General features: G+C 44.6%; 22 protein-coding genes. 4 read left to right on the top strand and 18 right to left on the bottom strand.

Annotation, left to right across the window (positions count from 1 at the left end):
* The first annotated feature begins 117 nt into the window (after positions 1 to 117).
* Positions 118 to 1,254, top strand: coding sequence for a hypothetical protein (locus KYK27_RS05425; protein ID WP_199108963.1), 1,137 nt, complete (start codon positions 118 to 120; stop codon positions 1,252 to 1,254).
* 80 nt (positions 1,255 to 1,334) lie between these two features.
* Here the strand turns inward: KYK27_RS05425 and KYK27_RS05430 are convergent, their stop codons facing one another.
* From KYK27_RS05430 to KYK27_RS05485, 12 genes are all read right to left on the bottom strand, one after another.
* Entirely contained in the window at positions 1,335 to 1,793 is a 459-nt protein-coding gene (locus tag KYK27_RS05430; protein WP_199108964.1) for a hypothetical protein, read from the bottom strand.
* Positions 1,794 to 1,872: 79 nt separating this feature from the next.
* Entirely contained in the window at positions 1,873 to 2,376 is a 504-nt protein-coding gene (locus KYK27_RS05435) for a DUF4385 domain-containing protein (RefSeq protein WP_199109243.1), read from the bottom strand.
* Positions 2,369 to 4,429: a cation:proton antiporter gene (locus KYK27_RS05440; protein ID WP_199108965.1), complete on the bottom strand. Its 2,061-nt coding sequence runs from the start codon at positions 4,427 to 4,429 to the stop codon at positions 2,369 to 2,371. Before KYK27_RS05440 ends, KYK27_RS05435 begins: the two co-directional genes overlap by 8 nt.
* A gap of 675 nt (positions 4,430 to 5,104) precedes the next feature.
* Entirely contained in the window at positions 5,105 to 6,718 is a 1,614-nt protein-coding gene (locus KYK27_RS05445) for an Ig-like domain-containing protein (protein ID WP_199108966.1), read from the bottom strand.
* Positions 6,719 to 6,794: 76 nt separating this feature from the next.
* Positions 6,795 to 7,682: a class I SAM-dependent methyltransferase gene (locus tag KYK27_RS05450; RefSeq protein WP_199108967.1), complete on the bottom strand. Its 888-nt coding sequence runs from the start codon at positions 7,680 to 7,682 to the stop codon at positions 6,795 to 6,797.
* Positions 7,683 to 9,545, bottom strand: coding sequence for a tRNA uridine-5-carboxymethylaminomethyl(34) synthesis enzyme MnmG (gene mnmG, locus KYK27_RS05455; protein WP_199108968.1), 1,863 nt, complete (start codon positions 9,543 to 9,545; stop codon positions 7,683 to 7,685). It lies immediately after the preceding gene.
* A 67-nt stretch (positions 9,546 to 9,612) separates the two neighbouring features.
* A complete protein-coding gene (gene ybeY, locus KYK27_RS05460) occupies positions 9,613 to 10,041 on the bottom strand; it encodes an rRNA maturation RNase YbeY (protein WP_199108969.1) in 429 nt (142 codons plus the stop codon).
* The gene (locus KYK27_RS05465; protein ID WP_199108970.1) at positions 10,025 to 10,450 is read right to left on the bottom strand and encodes an ATP-binding protein; all 426 of its coding nucleotides are present in this window, start codon (positions 10,448 to 10,450) and stop codon (positions 10,025 to 10,027) included. The genes ybeY and KYK27_RS05465 overlap by 17 nt, the downstream gene beginning before the upstream one ends.
* 35 nt (positions 10,451 to 10,485) lie before the next feature.
* Positions 10,486 to 13,797 (bottom strand): DUF4175 family protein, encoded by a 3,312-nt coding sequence (locus KYK27_RS05470; RefSeq protein ID WP_199108971.1) that lies wholly within the window; start codon positions 13,795 to 13,797, stop codon positions 10,486 to 10,488.
* Between the two features lie 150 nt (positions 13,798 to 13,947).
* Positions 13,948 to 14,709: an exodeoxyribonuclease III gene (locus tag KYK27_RS05475; protein ID WP_199108972.1), complete on the bottom strand. Its 762-nt coding sequence runs from the start codon at positions 14,707 to 14,709 to the stop codon at positions 13,948 to 13,950.
* 92 nt (positions 14,710 to 14,801) lie between these two features.
* Positions 14,802 to 15,152 carry a hypothetical protein gene (locus KYK27_RS05480; RefSeq protein ID WP_162428100.1) on the bottom strand — a complete coding sequence of 117 codons (351 nt, stop codon included), beginning with the start codon at positions 15,150 to 15,152 and terminating at the stop codon, positions 14,802 to 14,804.
* A gap of 81 nt (positions 15,153 to 15,233) precedes the next feature.
* Positions 15,234 to 15,581, bottom strand: coding sequence for a carboxymuconolactone decarboxylase family protein (locus KYK27_RS05485; RefSeq protein ID WP_199108973.1), 348 nt, complete (start codon positions 15,579 to 15,581; stop codon positions 15,234 to 15,236).
* 89 nt (positions 15,582 to 15,670) lie between these two features.
* Between KYK27_RS05485 and KYK27_RS05490 the strand changes: the two genes are divergently transcribed.
* The gene (locus KYK27_RS05490) at positions 15,671 to 16,357 is read left to right on the top strand and encodes a ComF family protein (protein WP_233150257.1); all 687 of its coding nucleotides are present in this window, start codon (positions 15,671 to 15,673) and stop codon (positions 16,355 to 16,357) included.
* Positions 16,358 to 16,365: 8 nt separating this feature from the next.
* Here KYK27_RS05490 and KYK27_RS05495 read toward each other — a convergent pair whose 3' ends face one another.
* From KYK27_RS05495 to KYK27_RS05505, 3 genes are all read right to left on the bottom strand, one after another.
* Positions 16,366 to 16,848 carry a DUF4265 domain-containing protein gene (locus KYK27_RS05495; RefSeq protein WP_199108974.1) on the bottom strand — a complete coding sequence of 161 codons (483 nt, stop codon included), beginning with the start codon at positions 16,846 to 16,848 and terminating at the stop codon, positions 16,366 to 16,368.
* Between the two features lie 68 nt (positions 16,849 to 16,916).
* The gene (gene gldJ / locus KYK27_RS05500) at positions 16,917 to 18,161 is read right to left on the bottom strand and encodes a gliding motility lipoprotein GldJ (RefSeq protein ID WP_199108975.1); all 1,245 of its coding nucleotides are present in this window, start codon (positions 18,159 to 18,161) and stop codon (positions 16,917 to 16,919) included.
* Between the two features lie 63 nt (positions 18,162 to 18,224).
* Entirely contained in the window at positions 18,225 to 19,238 is a 1,014-nt protein-coding gene (locus tag KYK27_RS05505) for a PorP/SprF family type IX secretion system membrane protein (protein WP_199108976.1), read from the bottom strand.
* Positions 19,239 to 19,371: 133 nt separating this feature from the next.
* Here KYK27_RS05505 and KYK27_RS05510 point away from each other — a divergent pair, with 133 nt between their 5' ends.
* Positions 19,372 to 22,401 (top strand): AsmA-like C-terminal region-containing protein, encoded by a 3,030-nt coding sequence (locus tag KYK27_RS05510; RefSeq protein WP_199108977.1) that lies wholly within the window; start codon positions 19,372 to 19,374, stop codon positions 22,399 to 22,401.
* Positions 22,402 to 22,652: 251 nt separating this feature from the next.
* The gene (locus KYK27_RS05515) at positions 22,653 to 23,450 is read left to right on the top strand and encodes a DUF4382 domain-containing protein (RefSeq protein WP_199108978.1); all 798 of its coding nucleotides are present in this window, start codon (positions 22,653 to 22,655) and stop codon (positions 23,448 to 23,450) included.
* 353 nt (positions 23,451 to 23,803) lie between these two features.
* Here the strand turns inward: KYK27_RS05515 and KYK27_RS05520 are convergent, their stop codons facing one another.
* From KYK27_RS05520 to KYK27_RS05530, 3 genes are all read right to left on the bottom strand, one after another.
* Positions 23,804 to 24,280 (bottom strand): DinB family protein, encoded by a 477-nt coding sequence (locus KYK27_RS05520; protein ID WP_199108979.1) that lies wholly within the window; start codon positions 24,278 to 24,280, stop codon positions 23,804 to 23,806.
* Between the two features lie 7 nt (positions 24,281 to 24,287).
* Entirely contained in the window at positions 24,288 to 24,659 is a 372-nt protein-coding gene (locus tag KYK27_RS05525; protein WP_233150258.1) for a DUF6970 domain-containing protein, read from the bottom strand.
* A gap of 97 nt (positions 24,660 to 24,756) precedes the next feature.
* A complete protein-coding gene (locus tag KYK27_RS05530; RefSeq protein WP_199108980.1) occupies positions 24,757 to 25,134 on the bottom strand; it encodes a diacylglycerol kinase family protein in 378 nt (125 codons plus the stop codon).
* Between the last annotated feature and the right edge of the window lie 20 nt (positions 25,135 to 25,154).

Here is a 25,154-nt window from a genome sequence, read left to right on the forward strand (position 1 = left end):
TTTTTGCAGGTAACTGGTCTGGTATGTTAACAATTCCTTAACATTAGGTATACAAGCATAACACCTAAATTAACATAACTTGCGCCGTTTTTCAATTTTCCACTTTTAGATACCAGAATGCCTAAATCTAAAAAGAGTCCGAAGCACGTTTTAGAGGCTCACCCTCACAAGTTTACCAAAAGGTATAGCCTTGTTGATGTAGTTCTTCAAAAAGAAAAAAAATTCTTATACTTTATCGCTTTCTCTTTAATAGCTGCAGGAGCACTTTATCCATATCCTGGCATAGCTATGTGGGTGGGTTTTGCTTTTGCCGGTTATTCCGCCATTGCCAACGACAGTATTCAGACCATTGGTACATTTATTGGCTCTAACGAAGACAAGAAATGGTACTGGCAGTGGCTTTTTATGGGCCTGATCTTCCTATTTACAGTAAGCTATAGTTGGGTGGTATTTGATGGCGACGTTTCGTATCAGCGTTTGGCTACTCCTGGCCTTGATAAAACCCCGACGAGCTTCGTTTACCTGCAGTTAGCTTCACCAATCATTTTGCTACTATTAACCAGGTTCCGTATCCCGGTTTCAACCACGTTTATGCTGCTGAGTGTTTTCTCGGCTACAGGCGGCACCGTTGTCAGCATGGTCAGCAAAAGTTTTTCAGGCTACATTCTGGCGTTCGTCTCTGCTTTAATCATCTATCTATTACTTTCCAAGGTTATCAAGCGGTTTATCAAAGGCAAAGCACACTCCTTCTGGACGGTTGCCCAATGGATGATCAGCGGTTTCCTGTGGTATATCTGGCTGGCTCAGGATTTGGCAAACATTGCGGTTTATCTTCCGCGTCAGTTAAATGTATATGAATTCCTGGCTTTTGCCGGCTTTATCTTCCTTGGCCTGGGCTTCCTGTTCTATAAAAAAGGCGATAAGATACAGAACGTAATAAACGAGAAATCGGAAGTACGTGATGTGAGAAGCGCAACCATTATTGACCTGGTATACGCCCTTATCCTTTATTACTTTAAAGAAGTGAACAACATACCGATGAGTACTACCTGGGTGTTTGTAGGTTTACTGGCAGGTCGTGAGTTGGGTATGCGTCTGCGAGCTCATGATAGCGGTGAGAAATTCGCGAAAACTTTCAGACTAATAGGTAAGGATATACTTTCTGTAACTATAGGTTTGATCATATCGCTTATCCTGGCAATTGCCATTAACCCGGTGATGCAGGAAGAAGTGAAGCATTTCTTCTTTAAATAAGAACTATAGTTTCTCGTAAAACAGAAAAGGCGCTGCAAAATCTGCAGCGCCTTTTTTATAGTTTATAGTTTAGTTCCTGCTTATTTCTCAGGCCACTTCACTTCCAGGTTGTCATCTATAAAGACGCCGAAGTTTACCGCAATCAGCTGGTCCTCGTCGAAGTACAGATCGATCATTTCTCTCTCGTAAGAGATGCGGGTTTCGCCGCCTTCCATTTCCTCTTCTTCCGGGTCAGTAATACCATGATCAGCAAATACAGCTTTCAGTTGGTCCTGGCTCATTTCAAAAATGCGCTCATCCCATAGTTGCACTTCGCGGTTTGCCGTCTCGATGCAGCTCAGGCGGTAGTCATCTTCTTTATCGAAATAAAGCGAGTAACCTTCTTCCCAGTAATTCCAGGCTTCGTGTTCAAACTCATCTTCCTCATCCGATTCTTCAACTTCCTCGGGTTCGCCGATTAGCTCTTCTACTTCGTCCCTTGTCAGGCCGAACTTGATCTTACCAAGTCCCTTGCCTAACCTGATGTCTTTATTGATCATTTCTTTATAGTGTGTTTCTTTTTTTACAAAGATATGTGAATTACTCTTTCTGCGATATTACGGTTACAGCTAATTATTTTTATCCGCTGTAACGCGCCTGGAAAGCCTCTTTCAGCCTGATATAGTTGTTATTTTGCTTCGCGAGGTCCCACTTTGCTTTAAATATGGCAGCTGCCTCTGCTTTTACCGGATCCATTTCTCTCGGAAGTTCATCGCGGCCATGTGCCCCGCTCTGTCCTTTTTTATCGTCCGGTACAGGCCCTTTATACTTCTTCCCGGATTTATGGTTGGCATAGCGCCTTGCCCGTGTATAGCCCATCTGCAGAAATTTACGCGCCATATCAGCCCCCACAAAATCTTCCTGCTCCAGGTATTCTTCAAACAAACTATAGATCTTCTCTGACGATTCCGTGGCTATTTCCGGTGTTTTAAAACGCCAGTGCGGCAGAATTTCAGATTTGTAGGGCTCTACCAGCAATACACCCTGCTCTCCCTTGCCTACCCGGTATAGTTCCGGGTGTTTCCTGAAATCTGTTTTATCGAAGTCCAGGCTATAGTTGAAGGCTTTGTTATTTTTAGGCATCTCTGCCATACGCAATGTTTATATACATGTTGTCCTGCTCTGCCATGGGGTTCTGCTCCGGGTAAACTATAATAAAGCTGTTCTCTTTATAGTCTCTCGACAACACTCTCGGTACATAGTCCATGGTGTTGTTATAGGATACAGTTCCTCTTCTGCCTGATACCACCACAATCATATCATCTTTGGTGAGGCTGGTCTTCATGTCCCCGAACTCACTGAAATTTGAAAGCGGTTCAAATTCTGCTTCTACGGCTGGCTTGGTTGTGGCCAGCGTCTGCCTGATCTTGTTGAGGGTTCTTCTCCTGCCCCGGAATATAATTTTGGCACCTAGCTGGCTCGACAACTTTTTAACGGCCCTGATCCATCTCAGATACCCTCTTTCCAGTTCAGCGTTCAGTGGCACTATCACTATAATGCGGCGGGTGGTATTCAGGGGCTCTGCGATCTTACACACCAGGATCATCTGCTCTGTCTTCTCCAGAAGGTTATCCAGCACCGTTCCGAATACTCTGTCGCGGGTTGTTATCTTGGCATTCCAGCCCAACACCACTTCGGTTATCATAAGCTCTTTAATAGCCCGTAATATCCCACTCGAGATATTCATGTCTATTTTAGAAACCAACTGTACATCGTTGTCTGTAGCTGAGGCATGCTTAATTGCTTCCTGCAGCATTTTATTTTTCTTGAAGATCTCTTCCTCGGCATGCTCATTATCTATCACCACTGCCAGCGGGTAGATAGGCTCATGGTAGTCCGGGTTTTTGAGCATGATAGAAAGGTCTATCAGGTTTTCTATAGTGGCAGGGTTGGCGATAGGTACTAAAATTCGATCCGGCTTTTCACTCAGGTCCGGTTTTCTGCGGCTCTCAATGATAGCCAGTGCACGCCCTGCTTTTTCCGTAATAAAAGAACTTGCAAGGCTGGTGGCCAGAATCAGCACCACGGTTAGGTTCAGCGCGAATTCTTCAATTATACCTAACTCAAAACCAACCAGTATAACGGCCAGGGTTGCTGCGGCCCTTGCTGTACTTAGTCCGAATATCAGGTTCCGTTGCGTTATGGAGTACCCGTATAGTTTCTGAGTTATATAAGCAGCAATCCATTTTGTAAGGATGGCCAGTGCAATGACGGTAACTATAGTTGCCAGTGCTACCCAACCCTCAAACAACACGCTCACATCTACCAGCATACCTACACTCAGCAGGAAGAACGGAACGAAAATATTGTTTCCCACAAACTCTAATCTGTTCATGAGCGCTGATGTGTGCGGTATCAGCTGGTTAAGAGCAAGGCCTGCCAGGAACGCTCCCAGAATTGCCTCTACACCTGCCAACTCAGCCAGGAACGAAGCTGCGAATACCATTGCCAGTACAAATATGAACTGGGCACCTTTCTCGCTTTCCAGCTGCTTAAATATAAATTTGGCTATCACCGGGAAAACGAACAGAACTACTGCAACGAAAACCGCCAGCTTAAGGGCCAGTATCATCCAGTACACCATGCTTACGTTTCCTTCCATCGAACCCACTATAATCGCGAGCACGATCAGCACTGCCGTATCTGTAATAATGGTACCGCCTATAGTTACTGTAACAGCCTCGTTTTTTGCCAGCCCTAGTTTTGAGATGATCGGGTATGCCAGCAGCGTATGAGAGGCAAACATACACCCCAGCAGAATAGCTGACTTCAATTCGTAATCAAAGAGATAAAGGAATGTTAAAGCGCCTATCGTTATCGGGATAAAGAAAGTAAGGGCACCATAGGTAATGCTTCTTGTCTTTGTCTTTTTAAAGCCGACCATGTCCATCTCCAGACCGGCTAGGAACATGATGTATAATATACCAACTGTCCCGAACAGGATCATGCTGGCGTCGCGCTCCATTATTCCGAAACCATTCGGCCCAACTATAACCCCCGCTATAATCAACCCTACTATACCTGGTATCTTAACTCTTTTCAGAATTATCGTGGACACCAGAATTATAAAAAGTACCAGCGTAAATATCAGTACAGGATCTTCGAACGGGAGTGTCAGTTTCAGCGCTAATTTCATTCGTTTTATTTCGGTTCTTAAATTTTTATCTCCTTAAAGATAGCCTATAAATTTTTTTTGGGTTCCTTTTTTCTTCCTGTTCCACACCTTTCCACACATTCAACCTCTTAATTATTTTAAAAAATTGAATTCTTAAATCTCTCTTTCTTTCATTATTTAGGCTGTTAACAAGTGTATAAGTTTCATGTTTCACGGGCCAGTCTGATAACTTGTTAAGGATTCTGAATTTCTTCCACAGGTGTTCCACAGTTTTAAACTTCTGATGTTTTTATAGTTCAGTTGTTTAAATGGCTTATCCACTTTTGGGTACTTTATGTGAATTTCTTTTTACACACCTGTTCCACGCGTGGAAAACTGTTTTTTTGACGTGAACTTATAAACCTGTTTCCACTTTTTAGCGTGGAACAGCCCTCTTTCGGGTTTGGAGCTGAGCATGTAGTTGGTGTTTTCAATAAGTTGCCCACGCTTATCCACAGTTATACCACACCATTCTGTGGATTTCTATTAGCAACTTCTGTTTTCAGGTTTTTGTTTTAGATTTTCCTGTTTCGGGCGACAATTTTGATCCTTTTAACCTCAGTGGAACATGATGAGCCTGCAATCCGGAAATGCTGTATGTTACGCTGTGAAACTATGGGCATAAAAAAAGGAGACCCCGTTTGGATCTCCTTTTTGCTATAGTTCGATTTTAATGTCTTCCAGTTCCCAGTTGGCTCTTATCTCTACCTGGTTGGGATACATATATACCCTTTCAGGTTCCCGGTCAAATTTTCCTGAGCCTCTGTCCCATTGTCCATTATTATTTTCATCAACCAGTACCCGGATATTATAAACTCCAGGTTCTATATTCTGGAACTTGAAGTTTCGCGTGTTCCTCGATTCTTTCACTACTTTGTATTTGTTGTCGAGTAACTGAACTATAAATGATTTGACTTTGGTAGTTATAGTTCCCTGTACACTTCCAGTTCCTTTATTTTCGCCAACGTTAAAAGCAAGCGGCGGGAAACTCAATGCTTTGCCTTGTAACGGTACGATCTGCGTGCTATCTAAAACTATAGTATAAGGAGCCTGCCTGTTGCTTAGTTTCGGAATTGTAATTGTCAGCTCGGTGGCGGTTTTATCTAGCTTTACTTCTTCCGGATATTTTAACGCGACACTGGTAGCTGTATCGGATTGTATAGTTACCGGCGAGTTGCCCTTGATAGTAGCCTGAGCCTGTAATTCTAAAGTCAGTTTTTGTCCTGGCCGGTACAAGGTTTGGCCGTTTTTCTTGTTGATATCTTTAATAGCTGCACCTTTTACGCGTTGTGTATAATCCGGGCCAAAATCTACCTGAATTGTATCCAGGGTATTATTGCCCGCAGAATCCACAGCCGTTACGAGGGCTTTTCCACCAGTGAATTTCGGATTTTTATACAGCTCCACTGTTTTGCCATCCGGCAATGCCTTATAGTAGATGGTATCTTTTCCAGTGGCTGTAACTGCATTTATTTTCTCAAGGCCTTCGCTATACGTTATGGTAAATCTGTCTGCCATTTTCTGTCGCTGCAAGGCAATCGGCTTTTTCGTATCAATTATAAATGTCTGCAGCGTTACTTTCTGAGAGTCCGCTTTTATACTTATAGGGTCTTTCAGGAAACCGATCCTCTCCCCCTCGTTATCATAAAGCGAATTGTTGTTTTTATCCTGCAGTGCATAAATTCTATAGTTGCCTTCGCGGATGTTCTCGAAACTGAATTGACCCTGCGCATCAGCCTGTGCCTGGTAGTAAGGCCGGCTCTTCCTAATGTTCATGGTATCTTCTGCAGGATACAGCGCAACGATTGCATCTGCTTCCGGTTCCTGTGTCATCAGGTTAATTACCTGGCCTGCTACTCTGCTTGTATCTATAAAGGATCCGGTGCTGAAAGAAAGCTTCAAACCTTTGGCAACAGTTTTTTCCTTTATGTCGGCAATACCATTCCTGAAATTGAAAGTATAGGTGGTACTATCCTTTAGCGGTTTATCAAAGGTCAGTATCAGCACTTCATTATCCATTTTTATCCGATACTTGTTATCGGTGTATGGCGTAATGAGTAATTCTTTCTGGAGGTTATTTTGCTGTACATCCTCATCAAACTTCAGGCTTATAGTTTTGGTGCTTACGTTCAGTTGCTGATCGGCGGGAGTGCTGCTGACCAATGTCGGAGGTGTGGTATCTTTTGGTCCTCCTTCTGGGGTACTGACACTGGCACAGGCAGCTAGCGCAATTGCAGATGTGGCAAGGAATACGGTGTTGATAAATTTCATAGAATAGGCCTTAAAAATGAAAATAGGCAAACTTTCGCTTGCCTTCTTTTCCGGTTATGCACAATGCTTTCAATTCTTATTTACGTTTCGCTACAAAGATCAGGCTCGAATAATCGTTACCATTTTTCTCCGCATAGCTATTCGATTTATACCCGTTCAGCACACTGCTGATCATTTTGGTTTTACCTTCTTTATGCTTTTCACTTAGCATGCTTACATAGTAAGCGTCGAACTTCATAGGCAGCACTTCTTCCAGTTGCATCTTATGTCTCTTCAGGAAGCGTTTCATGGTTGGCTGCGTGAAGTGGTATAAATGGCGTGGCACATCGTAAGCTGCCCAGTTTTCTTTATACTGCTTTGCATCATGCGAGTCTGCATTCGGCACCGCAACTATAAGTACACCATCTTCGGTTAGATGCGAGATCAGCTGGCTTATAGTTTCGTTTAACGTATGGATATGTTCCAGCACATGCCAGAGCGTAATCACATTAAACTTTTCATTTGCCACCTCACCCAGATCTGTAGCTATAGTTGTGCCCGCCGATTCTGCTGCCAGTTCTCTGGCCTTATCGTTTGGTTCTACGCCCTGTACTTTCCAGCCATCTTTTTTGCAGGCAGTCAGAAATACACCTGTCCCGCATCCATAATCTAAGATAGATCCTTTGGCAGGGGCATAGCGGTTTATAAGTTCTACTTTCTGCTTGGTTGTAATTGAGCGTACCACATGGTAGGCCCGGTTTATAATTCCGGTTTTAGTGTTGCTATGCGAGATATATTCTTCCGATTCGTAATAGCTGCCTATACTTTCAATATCAGGCCGCGGGTTGGTGAACTTGAATGTACAGTTCTCGCACTCCACGATCACAAAGCTTTCCTTCGAAACCGAATTATCTGTTACTACTAAAAAGTTTTTGAATTCTTCTTTGCCGCAGATCGGGCATTGCTCCAGTCTTTCGTAGCTCATTTATTTTCCCAGGTATACCATCAGTACCGAAATATCAGCCGGAGAAACGCCACTAATTCTGGATGCCTGGCCTATAGTTTCAGGCTGTACCTTTAGCAGTTTCTCTTTCGCTTCCGCTGATAATGCCGGTATGTTACGGTAGTTGATTCTGTCTTTTATAATATAGTTTTCGAGTTCGCCCATTTTCGCAGCCATCGTGTATTCTTTCTCGATGTAGCTTTCATACTTAACGGCAATTTCGGCCTGCTCTACACTATCAGGTTTAAACTTACTCAAATATTCTTTAATGGCAGGTACTGCTGCAGCAATATGTTGTATCTCTATATTCGGGCGCTTAATCAACTGCCCGGCACGCTGCTTTTCTACAATTGGCGCGGAGCCTATTTCTTCGAGCATGCTGTTGATATCTCCGGGCTCGATCGGCTTGTTATTTAAGTAAGCGATGATTTCGGCTGTTTCGGCTATCTTCTTTTCCACAGTTTTTAATCTGCTCTCGTCAGCCAGACCTAGTTCATACCCAAGCCTTGTCAAGCGTATATCAGCGTTATCCTGGCGAAGTAAGATGCGGTGCTCAGCACGCGATGTAAACATACGGTATGGCTCTTCGGTACCTTTGTTTACCAGGTCATCGATCAATACACCAATGTATGCCTCTGATCTCTTTAATACGAACGGAGCTTTTTCGTTTATCTTGTTATGTGCATTTATACCTGCCATCAATCCCTGGCATGCGGCTTCCTCATAACCGGTTGTTCCGTTTATCTGGCCAGCAAAATACAGGTTCTCTACCAGCTTGGTTTCCAGTGTCAGGTTCAGCTGCGTAGGTGGGAAGAAGTCGTACTCAATTGCATAACCCGGACGGAACATTTTTGCGTTTTCAAAACCTACGATCTTGCGTAAGGCTTTTAATTGCACATCTTCAGGCAGTGAACTGGAGAAACCATTTACATATACTTCTACCGTGCTCCATCCTTCCGGCTCCACAAAAATCTGGTGGCGGTCACGGTCAGCAAAACGATTGATCTTATCTTCAATGCTAGGGCAGTAACGCGGACCTAATCCTTGGATACGACCCTGGAACATTGGAGACTTTTCGAAACCGGTCTTAAGGATCTCGTGAACTTCAGAGTTGGTATAAGTTATATAGCAACTGCGCTGCTGCGCTAGCGGGGTCGTTTCGGTGTAAGAGAATTTTGATGGGTTCTCATCTCCGAACTGTTCTTCCATACGGCTATAGTCCAGCGAGCGGCCATCTACACGCGGAGGTGTTCCGGTTTTCATGCGGCCAGCTTCAAAACCTAACTCAACCAGCTGTTCAGTTAACCCTTTGGCTGATTTTTCAGCAGCTCTACCACCGCCCAACTGGCGTTCCCCGATGTGGATAATACCATTCAAAAAAGTACCGTTCGTTAAAACTACGGCCTTTGAGCGTATAGTTATCCCCAGGCTGGTGCGTACTCCAACAGCTCTCCCTTGCTCTACTTCTATGCCGGTAACCATCTCTTGCCAGAAGTCAACGTTCTCTGTTTGCTCCAGAGTCAGGCGCCAGGCTTCAGCAAAACGCATGCGGTCGCTTTGCGCGCGCGGGCTCCACATAGCAGGACCTTTAGACTTGTTAAGCATCCTAAACTGGATCATGGTTTGGTCGGTAATGATACCACTCATACCGCCAAGTGCATCAACTTCACGTACGATCTGGCCTTTTGCCACGCCACCCATAGCCGGGTTACATGACATTTGCGCAATCGTGTTCATGTTCATGGTTGCCAATAAAACCTTTGAACCCATTTTTGCAGCTGCAGCAGCGGCCTCGCAACCTGCGTGGCCTGCCCCTACAACTATAATATCGTATTCTGGAAACATGTATTTCTGAATTTAGAGATGTTTCACGTGAAACATCATCTGTAGATTGGTAATTCCTTTTTTGCGATTAAAATTTTCGCAAAGATAAACAAGAATCTTCTTGTTTGCGCATAAGTGCTTCCTGCTCTTCAGTTTTGTCTTTGTAACCGAGCAAGTGCAACACGCCATGAATAAGAACGCGGTGAAGTTCGTCCTGGAAAGGTATGCCTAAAGTTTCTGCGTTGTCTTTAACGCGATCTATACTAACGAAAATATCACTTTCAACTATACCTTCTTCATCGGCATTGTCAAAAGTGATAATATCTGTAAGGGTATCGTGATCTAAGTATTCTACATTTATCTGGTGCAGGTAATCGTCAGAACAGAAGATGTAGGTAAGACCAGCCAGCTCAACATCGTGCTGATCAATAACAGTTGCAATCCAATCAGCTACTTGCTCCGGGTTCGATAGCGAAAACTCTACGTCTTCGCTATAAAACTCAATTGGATGATCCATTCTGATGCATTTCGATATTAAATTTCAATTGTACCTTTTTGCCGTTATCCAGGAAGTTAACTTCATCGCAAAGGTTGCGCATCAGGAAAATGCCACGGCCACCCGGGTTCTCCAGGTTTTCAGGAGCAGTTGGGTCTGGCAGGTTCTGGTAATCAAAGCCAGGGCCTTCATCTTCAACTTCAAATAAAAGCTGGTTCTGCTCCACTTGTAAGGTAAGATAAACGTTCTTGTCTTTATCAAACTTATTGCCGTGTCGGATAGCGTTATTCACAGACTCTGTCACAGCAACCATAATGTTGCCATAGATATCATCTTCAAACTCGAATTCTTCCTTGGAGTTGTCTATAAAACTTTCAATTACGCGGATGTTTTCGATTAAGGAAGGAATCTGAATTTTAACTTGATTCATATTAATCTTAGGTATGTAAACTATTAGGTGCTTTTCTAAAATTTTGAGTTCTGAAAATACTCATTTACCTTTTGCTTATAGTATGGTGACAAAGCCGGTGGTATAGTTTTAAGTAATTCAGTCTGTTTCTCTTTTGCTCTAAGGTACTTCTCAAACGATGGTGGAAGTTTACGTGCAATGTCTTGTGCGGTTTTAGCTTCGCGTTTATTGTCCAGCTCCCGCTCTTTCATTGACCTTTCTGCTTCCAGTAACCGGGTTAGGATCTCACGTTGCCGCATGACCGTTTGCTCAGTTAACCGTTTATTAACGAGATCAGTCTCGCTTTGTTCCATCATGCGGCTAATATTTCCCAGTTCGCCCTGTTTGCCTTTTTCACCTGGTTTGCCGCCTTGTTTCTCCATCTCGCGAAGGGCGTTCCGGAGAGCCTCCTGCTCAGCAGCTAATTTAGCTAATTCTTCAGACAGTGCCTTACCTGATTTGCCACCTTTTTTCAAATCTTCTATTTTTTTATTCAAAGCGTCCTGCATTTCGCCTAAACCGCCTGGTTTTTTCTGATTTCCCTTCTGTTTTCCGGCCATTCCACCCTGCATGTTCTGCATAGCCTGTTGCATTTGCTTCAAAGCATCGTTCAGCATCAGGGCCAAATTATTCATACTGGTCATGGCAAGTTGTTGTTGCGCCGTGGCTTTACTTACATTTCTATCCCGAAGCTCCTGCATGCTGTTGTCCATGCTCTGGTTCATAGCAGCCACTTCGCGGGTCACAAACGATTGTATCTGGAATACCTTTTTAGATAGTGAGAACAGACTGTCTTCAATTACCTTGGCATTATCGCGGAGATTTAGCTGCTCCTGCGACAGTGCAATGAAACGAGGATCGCTTTGGTTAACGCTACGGAAAGACTTCATGACAGCTTCCTGGTCAAAAGAAAGCTTGATCAGGTTCTCCAGTATATCGCGCAGGTTGTCGAGGTTCTGTTCCATGCCAGCCATACTCATGGAGTTCATCATCTGGTCCATTTGCTGGGCCATTTGCTTCATCTGCTTTCCGGCTTTCTGCTGACTATCGCTGGCTTTTTTATTCTGCTGTTTTTGGAGTTGCTGCTGGCTTTGCTCCATGTTCTGCTCGATCTGCTGCTCACCCTGCTCCTGCTGTTGCTCATCCATAGAATTCGGGTTCTCCAACTTTTCGTTCAGCTCTTTCAGCTCATCCATTTGCTTCTTCACTTCTTCAAACTGTTCCTGGAGTTCTTTCTGCTCCTGCTGTAATTGCTCGTTGCCCTCCTGCTTCTGTTCTGTTTTTTCAGCAAGTTTCTCCTGCTCTTTGGCCATGTCCTCAAGCTTCTCGGTAATGTTATCCAGTTTTTGCTCGAACTGCAGTTGCTTGAAAAGCTCCAGTGCCCGCTCCAATTCACGCTCCAGGTTCTTTTCGCGGTTATCGAGTTTGCTCAGCAGCTTCTGTAGTTCCGGGTCGTTGGCTTGTTTTTCCTGTAGCAGCTTTTCCAGTTCTTCGTAAAGTTTCTTGGTCTCCGGATCGAGCAGGTCGTTCATGAGCTTTTGCAGTTCCTGTGCTTTTTCGGCCAGTTGCTTGTCCTGCTCGCTAAGCATGTTCTGCTTTTTGTTCAGCTCGTTAAACATTTCCTTCATAGCGGCCAGGTCCTGCTCCAGTTGCTTTTTCTTTTCTACCAGGTCTTCCAGCTGTTTCTTATCCTGCCAATTCAGGTCGCGCTTAGTTTTTAGCTTCTCCTCATTTTTTGCCAGTTCATCCTGAAGTTTGTTTGCTTTCTCCAGTGTCTTGCTTATCTGGCTGCCTACCGATTGGGCGTTGCTGTTCAGCTCTTTCTCCAGTTCACGTTTGCTTGGTACTTTTAACTCGAAGGTGCGGGTACGGGCTTTCTTTGGTCCATGTAAGCCATCGTTATCCCAGACCTGCACAAAGTATTCCAGCTTATCGCCGGGCTGCATGTTCAGGCCAGCTGTATTCCATTGGTAGTAATAAGCCTGGCTAAGCTGCCGGGGAGCAAGTGGGAGAGCTATCGTTTTATAGCCAGCTTTCGGGTTATCCTGCTTACTGATGCGGTAATGAATTGCTAACCGTGACAAGCCATAGTCGTCTGCCACATCGCCACCTAACACTAAATAAGTATAAAGCGCCGTATCCTGGAACTGCTCTAAGGTGATCTGTGGATGTTTATCTGCAATAGCTGTGATCTGGTATTTGATATCCTCTTTGTTGGCGCTGTACTTATTTTTGAGTTTAATACTATAGTTCTGGCTCTCGCTGATCTTCTTGCTGGCTGTGAAGCTATTGTCTGTTTTTGAAGCTTTAAGTTGCTGGGCAGGATTGTCGAAGGATAAGTTTATAGTTTCGGTTTCGGATGCTTTGAAGTTCCACGTGAGCGTGCTGCCTTCTGGTACGGTTGCGTTTCCGGTATTCTGAATCAGTTCCGGTTTGCGGTTCAGGTAAGCAGGGTACTGTACCTGCAACTCAAAGTCTTTCAGGTTCGGGCGCGAAAGCGTTTCTAAAGTATACATATCCGACATAAAGCCGGAGCCTTCCAGTTCAAAATCTATTGATTTAAGTGGTTGTTTAAAGGTATAACTATAGTTGCCATCTGCCGCTTTTTGCAACAGTTGCCGGCGACCGTTATAGTTGATGAATACTTCTTTTGGTAAGGCCTCCCCTTCTATGGCTACTTTCAGAACAAAATCTTCGCCCCGGAAAGTTTGTAATTCCTTATTCTGTACTTCGAAAGTAAACGGAGCTACTGGTGCGTAAGCTGTTTTATAGTTGATGATACGCTCAGTGCCCTGAACAAAAATGGCTGGATACACCAACGCTATGAGCAGTGCAACGATAGCCGGCAGCGCTACATATTTCAGGATCGGTTTGTTCTCTTTGTAGGTAACAGCATCTTTAAACCTGAATTGCAGTAACTGGCCAGAGCGCTGGTTTATGCTGGCCGCTATCAGCTCGTTTGTTCTATCCAGGTTATTTAATTGAATGGCATTCAGTAACTTGTCTTTTATTTCAGGGTAATAGTTACCTACTTTTAAAGCCGCCTGTTCATCCGATAAGATCTTACTCAGGTTAGCTAAAGCTGCAACGGGCATCGCGATCCAGCGCACGAAAGCATAGATAATGATGCCTATAAAAGAAAAGAGAAGGATTGCGCGTACTGCCTGAGGGAAATAAAAGACGTACTCGAGTAAACTATAGATGATGTAAATAGAAAGCAACATGCCGATAGCAAACAAGCTACCCCGCAGCAACAGGTTCAGGTAGAATTTCTTCTTGAACTCCTGCAGCTGATGCATCAGTTGGGTAAGTGCATCCTGTTGTTTCATAGGTGTTTGTTACTATAACGCTAACCGATTAGAGCGGTTACAGCTATACATAAAGCAAGAGCACCTAATTACCTGTATATGAAACTATAAAGTATAAAATTAGGTGCTCTCAAGTATAACTATAAAATTCGAACTTTTCGTATGTCTCCTCTACTCTATTTCCAGTAGCACAGGGCAGTGGTCAGAGTGTTTGGCTTCGGTAAGGATAGCTGCCCGCTTCAGCCTGTCCTGCAGGTTTGCTGTGGTCATGTTGTAATCAATACGCCAGCCAAGATTTTTGTTGCGTGCGCCGGCGCGGTAACTCCACCAGGTATAATTGTGTGGCTCCTTATTAAAGTGTCTGAACGAATCTACAAAACCGCTTTCTATAAACCTGCCTAACCAACTGCGTTCTTCCGGTAAAAATCCCGAACTCTTCGCATTCGATTTCGGGTTATGAATATCTATCGGCTGATGGCAGATATTATAGTCGCCACTTACTACAAGGCCGGGCAGTGTTTGTTTCAGATCGCCCATGTACCCATAGAAATCATCCATCCACTGAAACTTAAAGCCCTGACGCTCCTCCCCGCTTGAACCGGAAGGCATGTATACGCTCATTACCGAATAATCGTCGTAATCAGCGCGAATAACACGGCCTTCAAAATCATAGCAATCCATACCACAGCCGATCTCGACGTGGTTCGGTTTTGATTTTGAAAGTATAGCCACGCCACTATAGCCTTTTTTTACAGCCGGATGCAGGTACACGTTGTAACCTAAGTCTTCGAAAATGGCACGGTCAAACTTCGATTCGTCAGCCTTTATTTCCTGCAGGCAAAGTACATCGGGGTTTGCAGCTTTTACCCAGTCCTGGAAGCCTTTGCTGATAGCAGCACGAATGCCGTTAACGTTGTAAGTAATAATCTTCATTTTATGCTTTGACTATTTGACGAAAGACTGATTAACAAATGACTCTTAACTATAAGTCCTTTGTCGCTTGCCAAAATTCCTTCGTCTAAAATTTATAGTTGATCTGCCTGCGTAAAATATTCCAGGATGTGCCATTTCAGCATTTTTTCCTGTTCTTTCAGGTTAGCGAATGGCAAGGCTTTAACAGCGCGGTAATGAGGCCAGCCATCTTCGTCTACCTTTTCCAGTTCGTAGTAACCCGAAAGGCTGAATACTTTACAGGTGGCAATGTGCATCAGATCCTGTTTTTCTTCTTTGGTAAACTCTGTAATTCCCTTACCGAGTTCCTGAATTCCAATCAGGAATAGGATCGCGTTCAGGTCAGGCTTCTTACCGAATTGCTTCATCATAAAAGCCCGAAGCTGTGTCCATCTATGTTCTAGGTTATCTGATTCTTCTATCATTTTGATTGATGATCGTTGGTTGTTAATTGTTGATCGTGGCTATAGTTTAACAGCAATCAACAATTAACAACCAACAATGATTTAAGCTTTTTGTGCTTTCAGTTCTTCCCAATATTCCACGGCTCTCCGGAAGTGTGGGATCACAATGGAACCACCTACCAAGTTAGCAATTGAAAATATTTCAAATACTTCTTCGTCGGTAACGCCTTCTTCAAAGCTTTTACCCAGGTGGTATTTTATGCAATCGTCGCAACGCAAAACCATGGAGGCAACCAGGCCCAGCATTTCTTTGGTTTTTACATCAAGTGCTCCTTCTGCGTATGTGTTTGTATCTAAGTTAAAGAAGCGTTTGATCACTTTATTGTCGTATGACATGATGCGCTCGTTCATGCGCGTGCGGTATTCGTTGAATTCTTCTACTTGGCTCATTGTTGTAAATTGATTAGCTGAAATAGCTTAACTATAGTTATAAAATTACGGCAAAAAAATAACAAAACCTTAACTACTAAGCCCCTACTATGTTTCAGGATCTGCTGGCGTTATTTTTCCCGGAGAGCTGCTTTGCCTGTGCTGGGGCCATGGTGAAAGGTGAGCGTTACATCTGTACAGAATGTAACGTTAAGCTCCCTTACACCGATTTTCATGAGCATGGGGCTACAGAGCGAAACCCGTTACAGCGACGGTTCTGGGGTAAGGTGCCGGTCAGGTTTGCGTTTTCTTATTTGTACTTCAGGTCGAGGGGGCGTGTGCAGCGGCTTTTGCACCAGTTAAAATATAAAGGAGCGAAAGACCTGGGTGAGTATCTGGGACAGCGCTATGGCAGTTTACTTAAAGAGTACCACTATCAGGAGCAGTTTGACCTTATAGTTCCCGTGCCGCTGCATAAACATAAGCTTCGTAAGCGCGGCTATAACCAGTCAGACTATTTTGCGAGGGGCTTGGCTGAAACTTTGGAGGTCCCGGCAAAGGCTAATGTACTGGTCAGAACTATAAATACCAGCACGCAAACGCACAAAGACCGGTTAAACCGCTGGCACAACGTGGAGCAGGTTTTTGAAGTAACTAAACCCGAAGAAGTAAAAGCTAAACGAGTCCTTATAGTGGATGATGTACTGACAACGGGCGCAACACTAGAAGCCTGCGCGGTTGCTGTGTTAAATGCAGGAGCAGCTGAAGTAAGTATTGTAACTATAGCTGCTGCCTGATCTGTAGTTTATTCGGCTGAGGTTTGTTTTCGGTGCACATCCGAAAGGCTCGGCTCAGCATATTCTATTTTCTCTTCTGCTTCCAGCTTGTCCAGCTCTGCTTTTACCTGCGTATAGTCTACATCTTCCGGTATATCCAGCACAAAGAAGTCTTCGTTTACCTGCTCCGACACACAATGCATTTTACTGAAGATGTCACGGATGGTGTCCATCGCTATAGTTTCATCGTTCAGCACAACCTGTATCGTGGAATGGCCTGAGTAGCTAACTGTTTTCTGGTAAACCAGCTGTTTGGTTGTCGGATCAATGTCTGCAAACACAATATCGTTTGAGGCAATCAGCGAAGTATAGAACGGGATGCTGTCGATCTGGTAAAGTCTGTTTTCCTTATCCAGCACAAAAGCCCAGAGTGTTTCTTCAATTTCCTGCTCAAACATATCGCTATAGCTTTTAACTATAATCTGTGCGTGCTCGGTTGTTTCTTCTTTCATAGGTGTATATAAAATATAAAGCCCGGATGGTTGGTCCGGGCTTTAAAACTATAGTTAGGTAAACTTTATTATTTGTTAGATCCAGCGTTGATCATAGCACAACGGAAACCGATTGTTGCTGTTGATGAATCCTGTGTCATAAAACGGCGTGTACCCGGAGATAACCAGTACGCTACGTCTTTCCATGAACCACCTTTGTAAACGCGAACTTCGTCGTTAATCAGGGAGTGGAAATCTTTGGTATCAGCGTTAGCATAGTTTTCTTTCTCATCCAGGAAACCATCTCTACGGAACGGGTTCAGGTCTTCTACATCTTCGTAAGAAAGCGGACGGTAAACATCCTGTACCCACTCGTTCACGTTACCAGCCATGTTGTACAGACCGAAGTCGTTTGGCGGATAAGCATAGATATAATCTGTGATCATAGCACCATCGTTCAGGGCTCCGGCAATACCGGCATAGTCACCACGGCCACGCTTAAAGTTAGCCATAAACTTACCCATTTGCTTGCCATACGGGTTACGAACCTGGTGTCCGTCCCAAGGGTACATTCTGCGGTGGTTCTGGTTTTCGTCTTCAGAGTATTGTGTACCGATCATAGCCTGTGCTGCATATTCCCACTCAGCCTCTGTTGGGAGACGGTAGTTCGGCAATACATAGCCAGATTCGATTGATGGTTTTTCGCCTTCAGCAGGTGCATCTTCAGCGCCTTTCTTTCTTCCGAAAAGGCCTCTTTTACCGCCACGGCCACCGGTAGCTTCCTTAGCCAGGTTTTCGTTTACCTTGGCAGTACGCCAGATAGCATAGTTGTTAGCCTGTAACCAGCTTACACCCACAACCGGGAAGAAGCGGAAACCAGGATAACGCAGGTAATACGTTACATAAGGGTCGTTAAAAGATAACTGACGCTCCCAAACAGTAGTATCCGGCAGGGCAGCCTGGTATACTTCCGGAACTGAATCCTGCTTAATATAGTGCAGGTACTCCAGCCAGTGAATGTTAGCTACTTCAGTTTCGTCCATATAAAAAGAAGCAACCGTTACAGTACGCTCGATATTATCGCGCGTCATGGCAACATCCTCTTCCATAGAACCTAATACAGTACGGCCACCTTCAATAAAGATAAGTCCCGGACCACCCTGAATATCAGCGTAATCTTCTACAGCAAAGGCTTTTTCATCCTCGCCATACTCTATACCTGTAGCGGAACTATAATCACCCGGGTTTGTGCTGGTAGGATTCCCTCCTCTATTGCAGGCAGTAAGGAGTAAGCCTCCCAAAACCATTGCCGATAAATACTTAGCAAATTTCATAAAATAGCACCCAATTAAGATAAGGTTCTTGTAACGTAGTTTAATGTGCAATTATAACTAAAATTAGATTTCCGGACAAACAATGCGTCTGCTTATTTTTGACCGTGAGCGGCTTCGAAACACTTTATTTGTATCAAGTCGTTCAAAAACAATAGAAATTTCAGTTGCACCACCGCTTTGCCGGTAAAAATCGCTTATTCCAACGTCGTGGCTAAACCCTACTTTTACCTGGTTAAGCTGCAGCCCTGCTATTACGGCAAGTGCCTGCTCCTGGTTTGAGCCGCCTGTTACCGGTACTCCTTTATATAATAATCCTAACGTAACAGGTGTGTAATTAGTGTATAAACCTGCATCCAGTTGATTAAAATTTTCCTGATGTGTAAAGGTTGCCGTCGGCGATATGCTGAATTCTCCTGCTCCAGCGTTTGTCCGGTAGCTGCTAACGTAAAATTTGTAGCCAGTGTTTGCCGTAAAACGCATTGGCAGGGAAGTTTTTTCTCCGAACCCGTAAGCCGGCTTGTTAAGATGCGCAGCAGTAAGGCCCAGCCATAGTTGATCTGTATAAACCAGCAGGCCGGTAGCAAAACTCATATACTGTGTTGGCTCAAAGGTGTTTACTTCAGCAGATGTAACAGCTGTCTGGCCATTATTGCTTAGCTGATCGCCAAAAACAAGGTTATCAAAGTTTATACGCATCGAGGCAACCGTAGCCTGCAAACCTGCGGATAAGGCAATGCCTTCGGTTAAAGGAGTGTGGTACGCGTACCCGGCCGAGGCAGCCAGTTTTTGTAATCCGCCAATGCCGGCCTTGTCCTGCTGCAGAGTTAAACTAATTGCACTTTTTGTATTCGGAAGCAATAAGTCTGCAGCAACCTGGTTGGTTATAAAGGCTCCGTTAAGGGCCGGCCATTGCGTACGGTGACTTACAGTTACGCTCCAGTCGTGGTTTAAGCCGGCAAAAGCAGGGTTCAGGTATAAACGGTTGGCGTACTGTTGCGAATAATGCACATCCTGTGCCGTGGCAACAAAGCACCACAGACTGGCAACTATACACAAAATCCGTTTTTTTGAAAACATGCTTTAAAGTAAGTCAAAACAGGCAACTCTTAAAAATTACAGCTAACTATACCTTGCCTTTAAAGTTTTGCATAGTTTTGGCTATACATTTGCAGGATACACATTTATAACAAGATACCCTTACCTGACCCATATGAAAAAAGTAGTTATTGGCTTCTTTGTTTTTCTGGCAGTGCTGCTGGCCGTAGCGGCTTTAGTGCCTGTTCTGTTCAAAGATAAAATCAAACAGACCCTGGACAAAGAGATAGCAAAGAATATTAATGCAAACGTACTTTACCAGACCGACGATGTAAGCCTGTCGCTGTTCCGCGATTTTCCGGATATATCGCTGGGTGTCGAGAACCTGGCTATAGTTGGTATAGATTCATTTGCGACTGATACCCTGGCGCAGATCCCTTCTTTCCGGATGGGCCTGGACCTGATGAGCGTAATTGCCGGCGACGAGCTGGAAATAAATTCCATTACGATGGACGAGCCTAAGATCAGGCTTATAGTTTTAAAGAGCGGCAAAGCGAACTGGGACATTATGAAACCTGACACGGCTGCTCTTACCCTAGCAGATACTACCGCCAGCGATTTTAAAATAGGCATAAAAAAATGGGATGTAAACAACGGAACACTCTTCTATGATGATCTGAGCATTCCGTTTGGTATGGCCGCTTACAATGTTAACCACACCGGCTCCGGCGACTTTGCCAAAGATGTGTTTGACATGAAATCTCAGACAACATCAGACCGCTTTACCATGACCTACGATGGGGTAAACTATATAGAGAACGGGAAGCTGAATGCTGATGTAACAATGGCGATGGACCTGAACAAATCGCTGTATACATTTAAAGACAATAATATCAGAGTTAACGAATTGCCTTTCCAGTTTGCCGGAACTATACTGATGCCCGACGAGGCCATGGACTTTGACCTTACCTTTAAAGCGACGGAAACAGATTTCAAAAATGTGCTCTCGGTAGTGCCCGGTATGTATACCGAGCAGTTCAAGGATATTAAAACAGAAGGTAAGCTAAGCTTTGATGGCTATTTTAAAGGCCGCATGATCGATACCCTGATGCCAGGCTTTGGGACGGAGCTGAAGATCATCAATGGTTACTTTAAATACCCTGACCTGCCGCAGGCTGCCCAGAACATAAACGTAGATATGCGCATCGATAACAAAGATGGCAACCCGAACAACACAACTATAGATGTGCGGCAGCTGCACCTTGATTTGGGTAAAAACCCGGTAGATGCTAAAATGCTGGTAGAAGGCCTGGAGCCGATGAAACTGGATGGCAACGTAAAAGCAAGCATCGACCTGACCGAAATGACCAAAGTGTTCCCGATTGAAGGGATGACACTGCGTGGTTTATTAAAGGTAGATGCCGATGCCAAAGGTGTTTACTCCAAAACCAGCATGCCGGTAATTGACGCTGATATGCGCCTGACCAATGGTTATGTAAAGTCCAAGGATTTCCCGGCTCCGATCGAGAACCTGAACATGGTAACCAACATCCTTAACAAAACAGGCAACACCGACGATACCCGTATTAATATAGACAACTTTAACATGACCCTGGATGGCGAACCACTTTCAGGCCGTGCCCTGATTGCCGGTATCGATAAGCCGTCGTTCGATTTTGATATTAAAGGTATCCTTGACCTGACCAAACTGACCAAGATTTTCCCGCAGGAAGGTATGACGGTTTCCGGAAGGATAAATGCGAACGTGGCGGCCAAAGGTAAACTCAGCGACATTGAAGCAGAGAAGTATAATAATGTGTCGGCGAACGGTACGATGGGCATTACCAACCTGAACTTTGTGAGCACCGACCTGCCGCAGGGCATCAAGATCAGTAAAGCCGATGCCGTGTTCAACAATGAGCGCATCGAGCTAAAGAACATGAGTGGTTATTTAGGCAAGAGCGATATACAGGCAAACGGTAGTATCTCGAATTACCTGGGTTATGCCTTAGCCGATAACCAGAGCCTGCGCGGTAACTTTAACCTGAGCTCCAATACCTTTGACGTGAACGAATGGATGGTGGAAGAGACCGGCGAGCCTGTTGCCAGCACCGAAGCCGAAGGCGTGGTAGAAATACCGGCTAACCTGGACATTGCCCTGAACGTGAATGCCAAAAAAGTGCTTTACGATAACCTGACGCTTAATAATATAACCGGTAAGGTGTTGGTGAAGGATAAGATCGCGAAGCTGGACAAAGTAACCTTTAATACCTTGGGAGCTACTTTTGCCACAAACGGAAGCTACAATACGCAGGATCTGACAAAGCCACTGTTCGATATGGCTCTTGATATACAGAACCTGAACTTTAAGCAGGCGTTCTCGGCCTTTAACACGATAAAAGCCCTTGCTCCTATTGCCGGGTTGCTGGACGGTACTTTTAACACTAAATTTAACTTTGCCGGCGAGATGGCTCCGGATATGACGCCGGTATTCAAGACCCTGGATGGCGGTGGTATAATAAAGGTATTGAAAGCTGCCGTTAGCGATGTGAAGATAGTTGACAAGATCAGTTCTTTAACGCGCCTCGACGAATTGAAAAGCTTTGTGATCGAGAACAAGATAATCGATGCGCAGATTATAGATGGTAGCCTGGTAATTAAACCATTCGACCTGAAAGTAGGTGATATGCAGATGACCGTGGGCGGTAGTAACAACGTGAACGGGCAAATAGATTATTTAACTGCCATTAATGTTCCGACCGGTAAAGTTGGCAAGGAAATAAACTCCCGGTTGGCTGGTATGGTTGGCGGTAACCAGTTAAAAGCAGCAGAGCGTGTAACCCTGAACCTGAAAGTTGGCGGCACGCTGGCCGACCCTAAAGTGAGCCTGGCGGGTGGCAGCGTAAAAGAGCAGGCATCTAACCTGGTAAAAGAGGCGGTACAAAGTAAACTGGATGATGCGAAACTAAAACTGGACCAGCGTAAGGCCCAGGCAGAAGACAGCATCAGAAATGAACTGAACCGCAGAAAGCAGGAAGCAGAACAGAAAGCCCGTGAGGAACTGGAGAAGAAACGGAAAGAGGCGGAGCAGAATATAAAGAAACAAGCGACCGACAAGATCTCTGATTTCCTGAAACCAAAGACCAAGCCGGCTACTAAACCTGTTGTAACACCAACCGACACGACAAAAACCGGTACTAAATAATGCAATTTGTGGTAGTACTATAATATATTATTGTTGTATTTAAAGAAAGATGCCTGAAGCACCCACTTCAGGCATCTTTCATATATAGGCTTACGTAATTTCCTGCGGTTATCAGCGTTCTAACCCTACAATGGCTCGCAGAGCTTTTGGAATGCGCCGGCTCAAAAGGTAAAAAAACATCAGTTTAAATCTTCATGTTGTCTTCATCTTTACACTAGATATTTGAGCCATAACTTTTAAATACAATAATTATGAAAAGAAAACTGATTATCCCGTTCCTGTTAAGCGGTCTTATTTTTGGCTTTAGCTCATGCGACAGCGACACGGACTCTGAAGGAAGCGGTACTTCCCAACTGCAGGTACGCATGACAGATGCGCCCGGCGATTATGAAGAGGTGAATATTGAAATTGAATCGGTGCAGGTGCACAGAGAGAATACAGACAGCGAAGAAGGTTGGGTAACACTGGATGAAATCCACCCGGGTATCTATAACCTGCTTGACTTTGCCAATGGCCGTGATACATTGCTTGCCAGCGCCGAACTACCTGCCGGAACAATTTCTCAGATCAGACTTATACTGGGCGACGAAAATACTGTGAAGCTGAAAAGCGGTGAAGTAATCGACCTTAAAACACCAAGCGGACAAACTTCGGGCGTTAAGTTATCGGTAAATGCCAAACTGGAGTCCGATGTAACCTATGTCATGCTGCTTGACTTTGATGCAGCTAAGTCTGTAGTAGCGAAAGGTAACGGTGGTTATAACTTAAAGCCAGTTATCCGAGTGATTTCGCAGGCTGTTGCGGGTGGTATTAAAGGCATGGTAACTCCTGCCGAGTACAAGCCGGGTATTTATGTGATCTCTTCAGCAAACGATACACTGGGCGGTTTTGCCAACGACGAAGGTAACTTCCTGATCAAAGGTGTGCCGGCTGGTACGTACTCTGTAAAGTTTTATACCGAAGGTGCTGCGCATGATACAACTATAACAAATGTAGTAGTATCTCAGAATGCCATAAAAGACCTTGGAACTGTAAAACTGCCTGAATAACGAAAATTGAGCCGGCATAAAAACCGGTATCAACTATAGATAATTAATTTGTGAACCCCTCCATGTAAAAAGGAGCTCCACCTGGAGCTCCTTTTTATTTGTCTATAGTAGTGTTTGCAATAAGGAAAAACCCACCCTTAACCCCTCCGGAGAGCTGGGCCGTTTTATTCTCTTTTTTTGTCATCCTGAAAGGATCTTGGTGGCAAGTAGAGAAAGCTAAACCTCCCTTCCACCAAGTTTCTTTACTGAATGACAGTATATTCTTAACACTTTTTCTTAGAACGAAACATCCCTACTTCATGGAGGCTCAGGGCGGTTAAACTATAGTTGTCTTTACAAAAGTAGTTTTTCCCTTAGTACACCTGGCCCATCAGCTCGCGCACGTAGGTCACGTAATCAGTGTTTGGTGGTGTATGGCCGTTTTTACGCAGGTCGGTGGCAACCTGGGCGCGGTGGTAAGTAGCATGGTTAAAGGCATGCGTTAAAATATCCAGTACGCGGGTGCTGTACTTGTTTCCCTGGCTGTTGGTATAATCTATCAGGCGGTTAAACTCAGCTTCATCGGAATTGGCTACCAGTTCGGCAATTTTATAAGATGCTGATTTGTGCAGCTCCTTTAATTGCTCCAGGTTATGCTCCTGCCATACTTTTACCGGGCTTTGTGTGCCGGTAATGCGGGCAATCCAGATGGCCTGTGCGTTCAGGGCGTGGCTCATTAAGCGGGCCGCATTGTTTGGTACGCTCGGTAAGCTGCTGAAAACATCCAGCATAGTCTGGTCCGCCCAGATGTTATATTCTGATAAGTTCTTTAGTACGTCGTTTCCTGTCATTTCTAAATTAGCTTTCGCGTTTATCTTCCCAAATTATAGTTGCGTTTGTGCGCTTCTCAAAAAAGTCGGGGCAGCGGCCATCTCCTTTTCCGGTTATGCCGCCATCCGGTGCGCAAAGCTGGTTTCCATCCTTATCAAACAGTTTACTAGGGATATCGCAGCAGCGGCCTGTCAGGTAGTATACTTCCAGGTTGTTATAAGTATAGCGGTAAATTTTAGCAGGCGGATTGGCAGGAGCTTCCTGCTCCAGTTGCTGTATCAGGTTGGTTAACCAGGGAGCCTGTGGATTTGTTGTTGTCTCAGGTGTATCAGTTGGTTTGCAGGATACAGCCAGGCAAAACAAAGCTATAGTTAAGATGCGGGTCAGCGTTGTATACATATCCGTTTTTTGAAGCGGCTGCAAAGGTAACCATTTTAATTCTGAATAAAGAAGTACGGATAAACTATAGCTAAAGGTGTTTAACGGCTATAGTTGGCTACTGAGCGTTCAGCAGGTCCAGCACGTAAGGGGTGAAAATGATAAGCCCAACTATAGCTGCCGTGATAGCAGTCACCAGAACAGCCGCTGCGGCCAGGTCTTTGGTTTTGCCGGCCAGTGGGTTGTGCTGCGGCGAAACCAGGTTAGTAAGTGTTTCGATAGAGGTGTTGAAGATCTCAGCAGTAATGACCAGACCAATACTCCCGGCCAGCAGGCACCATTCCGTTTTGGTAACATCAAACAGGAAACCGGCAACTATAACCCCAATAGCTGACAGCACATGCAGGCGCATGTGCGGCTCCGAACGTACAGCCGAGTTCAGACCCTGTAAGGCAAACTTAAAACTGTTGTAGCGCTTCTTGAAGTAGCTGTCCAATCAATTACGAATTATAAATT

It is taken from the genome of Pontibacter populi, assembly GCF_019336435.1.
Taxonomy (GTDB): domain Bacteria; phylum Bacteroidota; class Bacteroidia; order Cytophagales; family Hymenobacteraceae; genus Pontibacter; species Pontibacter humidus.

Excerpts from the sequence above, each read along its gene's own strand:
- KYK27_RS05425 (WP_199108963.1), top strand. The coding sequence starts at position 118 with ATGCCTAAATCTAAAAAGAGTCCGAAGCACGTTTTAGAGGCTCACCCT.
- KYK27_RS05430 (WP_199108964.1), bottom strand. The coding sequence starts at position 1,793 with ATGATCAATAAAGACATCAGGTTAGGCAAGGGACTTGGTAAGATCAAG.
- KYK27_RS05435 (WP_199109243.1), bottom strand. The coding sequence starts at position 2,376 with ATGCCTAAAAATAACAAAGCCTTCAACTATAGCCTGGACTTCGATAAA.
- KYK27_RS05440 (WP_199108965.1), bottom strand. The coding sequence starts at position 4,429 with ATGAAATTAGCGCTGAAACTGACACTCCCGTTCGAAGATCCTGTACTG.
- KYK27_RS05445 (WP_199108966.1), bottom strand. The coding sequence starts at position 6,718 with ATGAAATTTATCAACACCGTATTCCTTGCCACATCTGCAATTGCGCTA.
- KYK27_RS05450 (WP_199108967.1), bottom strand. The coding sequence starts at position 7,682 with ATGAGCTACGAAAGACTGGAGCAATGCCCGATCTGCGGCAAAGAAGAA.
- mnmG (WP_199108968.1), bottom strand. The coding sequence starts at position 9,545 with ATGTTTCCAGAATACGATATTATAGTTGTAGGGGCAGGCCACGCAGGT.
- ybeY (WP_199108969.1), bottom strand. The coding sequence starts at position 10,041 with ATGGATCATCCAATTGAGTTTTATAGCGAAGACGTAGAGTTTTCGCTA.
- KYK27_RS05465 (WP_199108970.1), bottom strand. The coding sequence starts at position 10,450 with ATGAATCAAGTTAAAATTCAGATTCCTTCCTTAATCGAAAACATCCGC.
- KYK27_RS05470 (WP_199108971.1), bottom strand. The coding sequence starts at position 13,797 with ATGAAACAACAGGATGCACTTACCCAACTGATGCATCAGCTGCAGGAG.
- KYK27_RS05475 (WP_199108972.1), bottom strand. The coding sequence starts at position 14,709 with ATGAAGATTATTACTTACAACGTTAACGGCATTCGTGCTGCTATCAGC.
- KYK27_RS05480 (WP_162428100.1), bottom strand. The coding sequence starts at position 15,152 with ATGATAGAAGAATCAGATAACCTAGAACATAGATGGACACAGCTTCGG.
- KYK27_RS05485 (WP_199108973.1), bottom strand. The coding sequence starts at position 15,581 with ATGAGCCAAGTAGAAGAATTCAACGAATACCGCACGCGCATGAACGAG.
- KYK27_RS05490 (WP_233150257.1), top strand. The coding sequence starts at position 15,671 with ATGTTTCAGGATCTGCTGGCGTTATTTTTCCCGGAGAGCTGCTTTGCC.
- KYK27_RS05495 (WP_199108974.1), bottom strand. The coding sequence starts at position 16,848 with ATGAAAGAAGAAACAACCGAGCACGCACAGATTATAGTTAAAAGCTAT.
- gldJ (WP_199108975.1), bottom strand. The coding sequence starts at position 18,161 with ATGAAATTTGCTAAGTATTTATCGGCAATGGTTTTGGGAGGCTTACTC.
- KYK27_RS05505 (WP_199108976.1), bottom strand. The coding sequence starts at position 19,238 with ATGTTTTCAAAAAAACGGATTTTGTGTATAGTTGCCAGTCTGTGGTGC.
- KYK27_RS05510 (WP_199108977.1), top strand. The coding sequence starts at position 19,372 with ATGAAAAAAGTAGTTATTGGCTTCTTTGTTTTTCTGGCAGTGCTGCTG.
- KYK27_RS05515 (WP_199108978.1), top strand. The coding sequence starts at position 22,653 with ATGAAAAGAAAACTGATTATCCCGTTCCTGTTAAGCGGTCTTATTTTT.
- KYK27_RS05520 (WP_199108979.1), bottom strand. The coding sequence starts at position 24,280 with ATGACAGGAAACGACGTACTAAAGAACTTATCAGAATATAACATCTGG.
- KYK27_RS05525 (WP_233150258.1), bottom strand. The coding sequence starts at position 24,659 with ATGTATACAACGCTGACCCGCATCTTAACTATAGCTTTGTTTTGCCTG.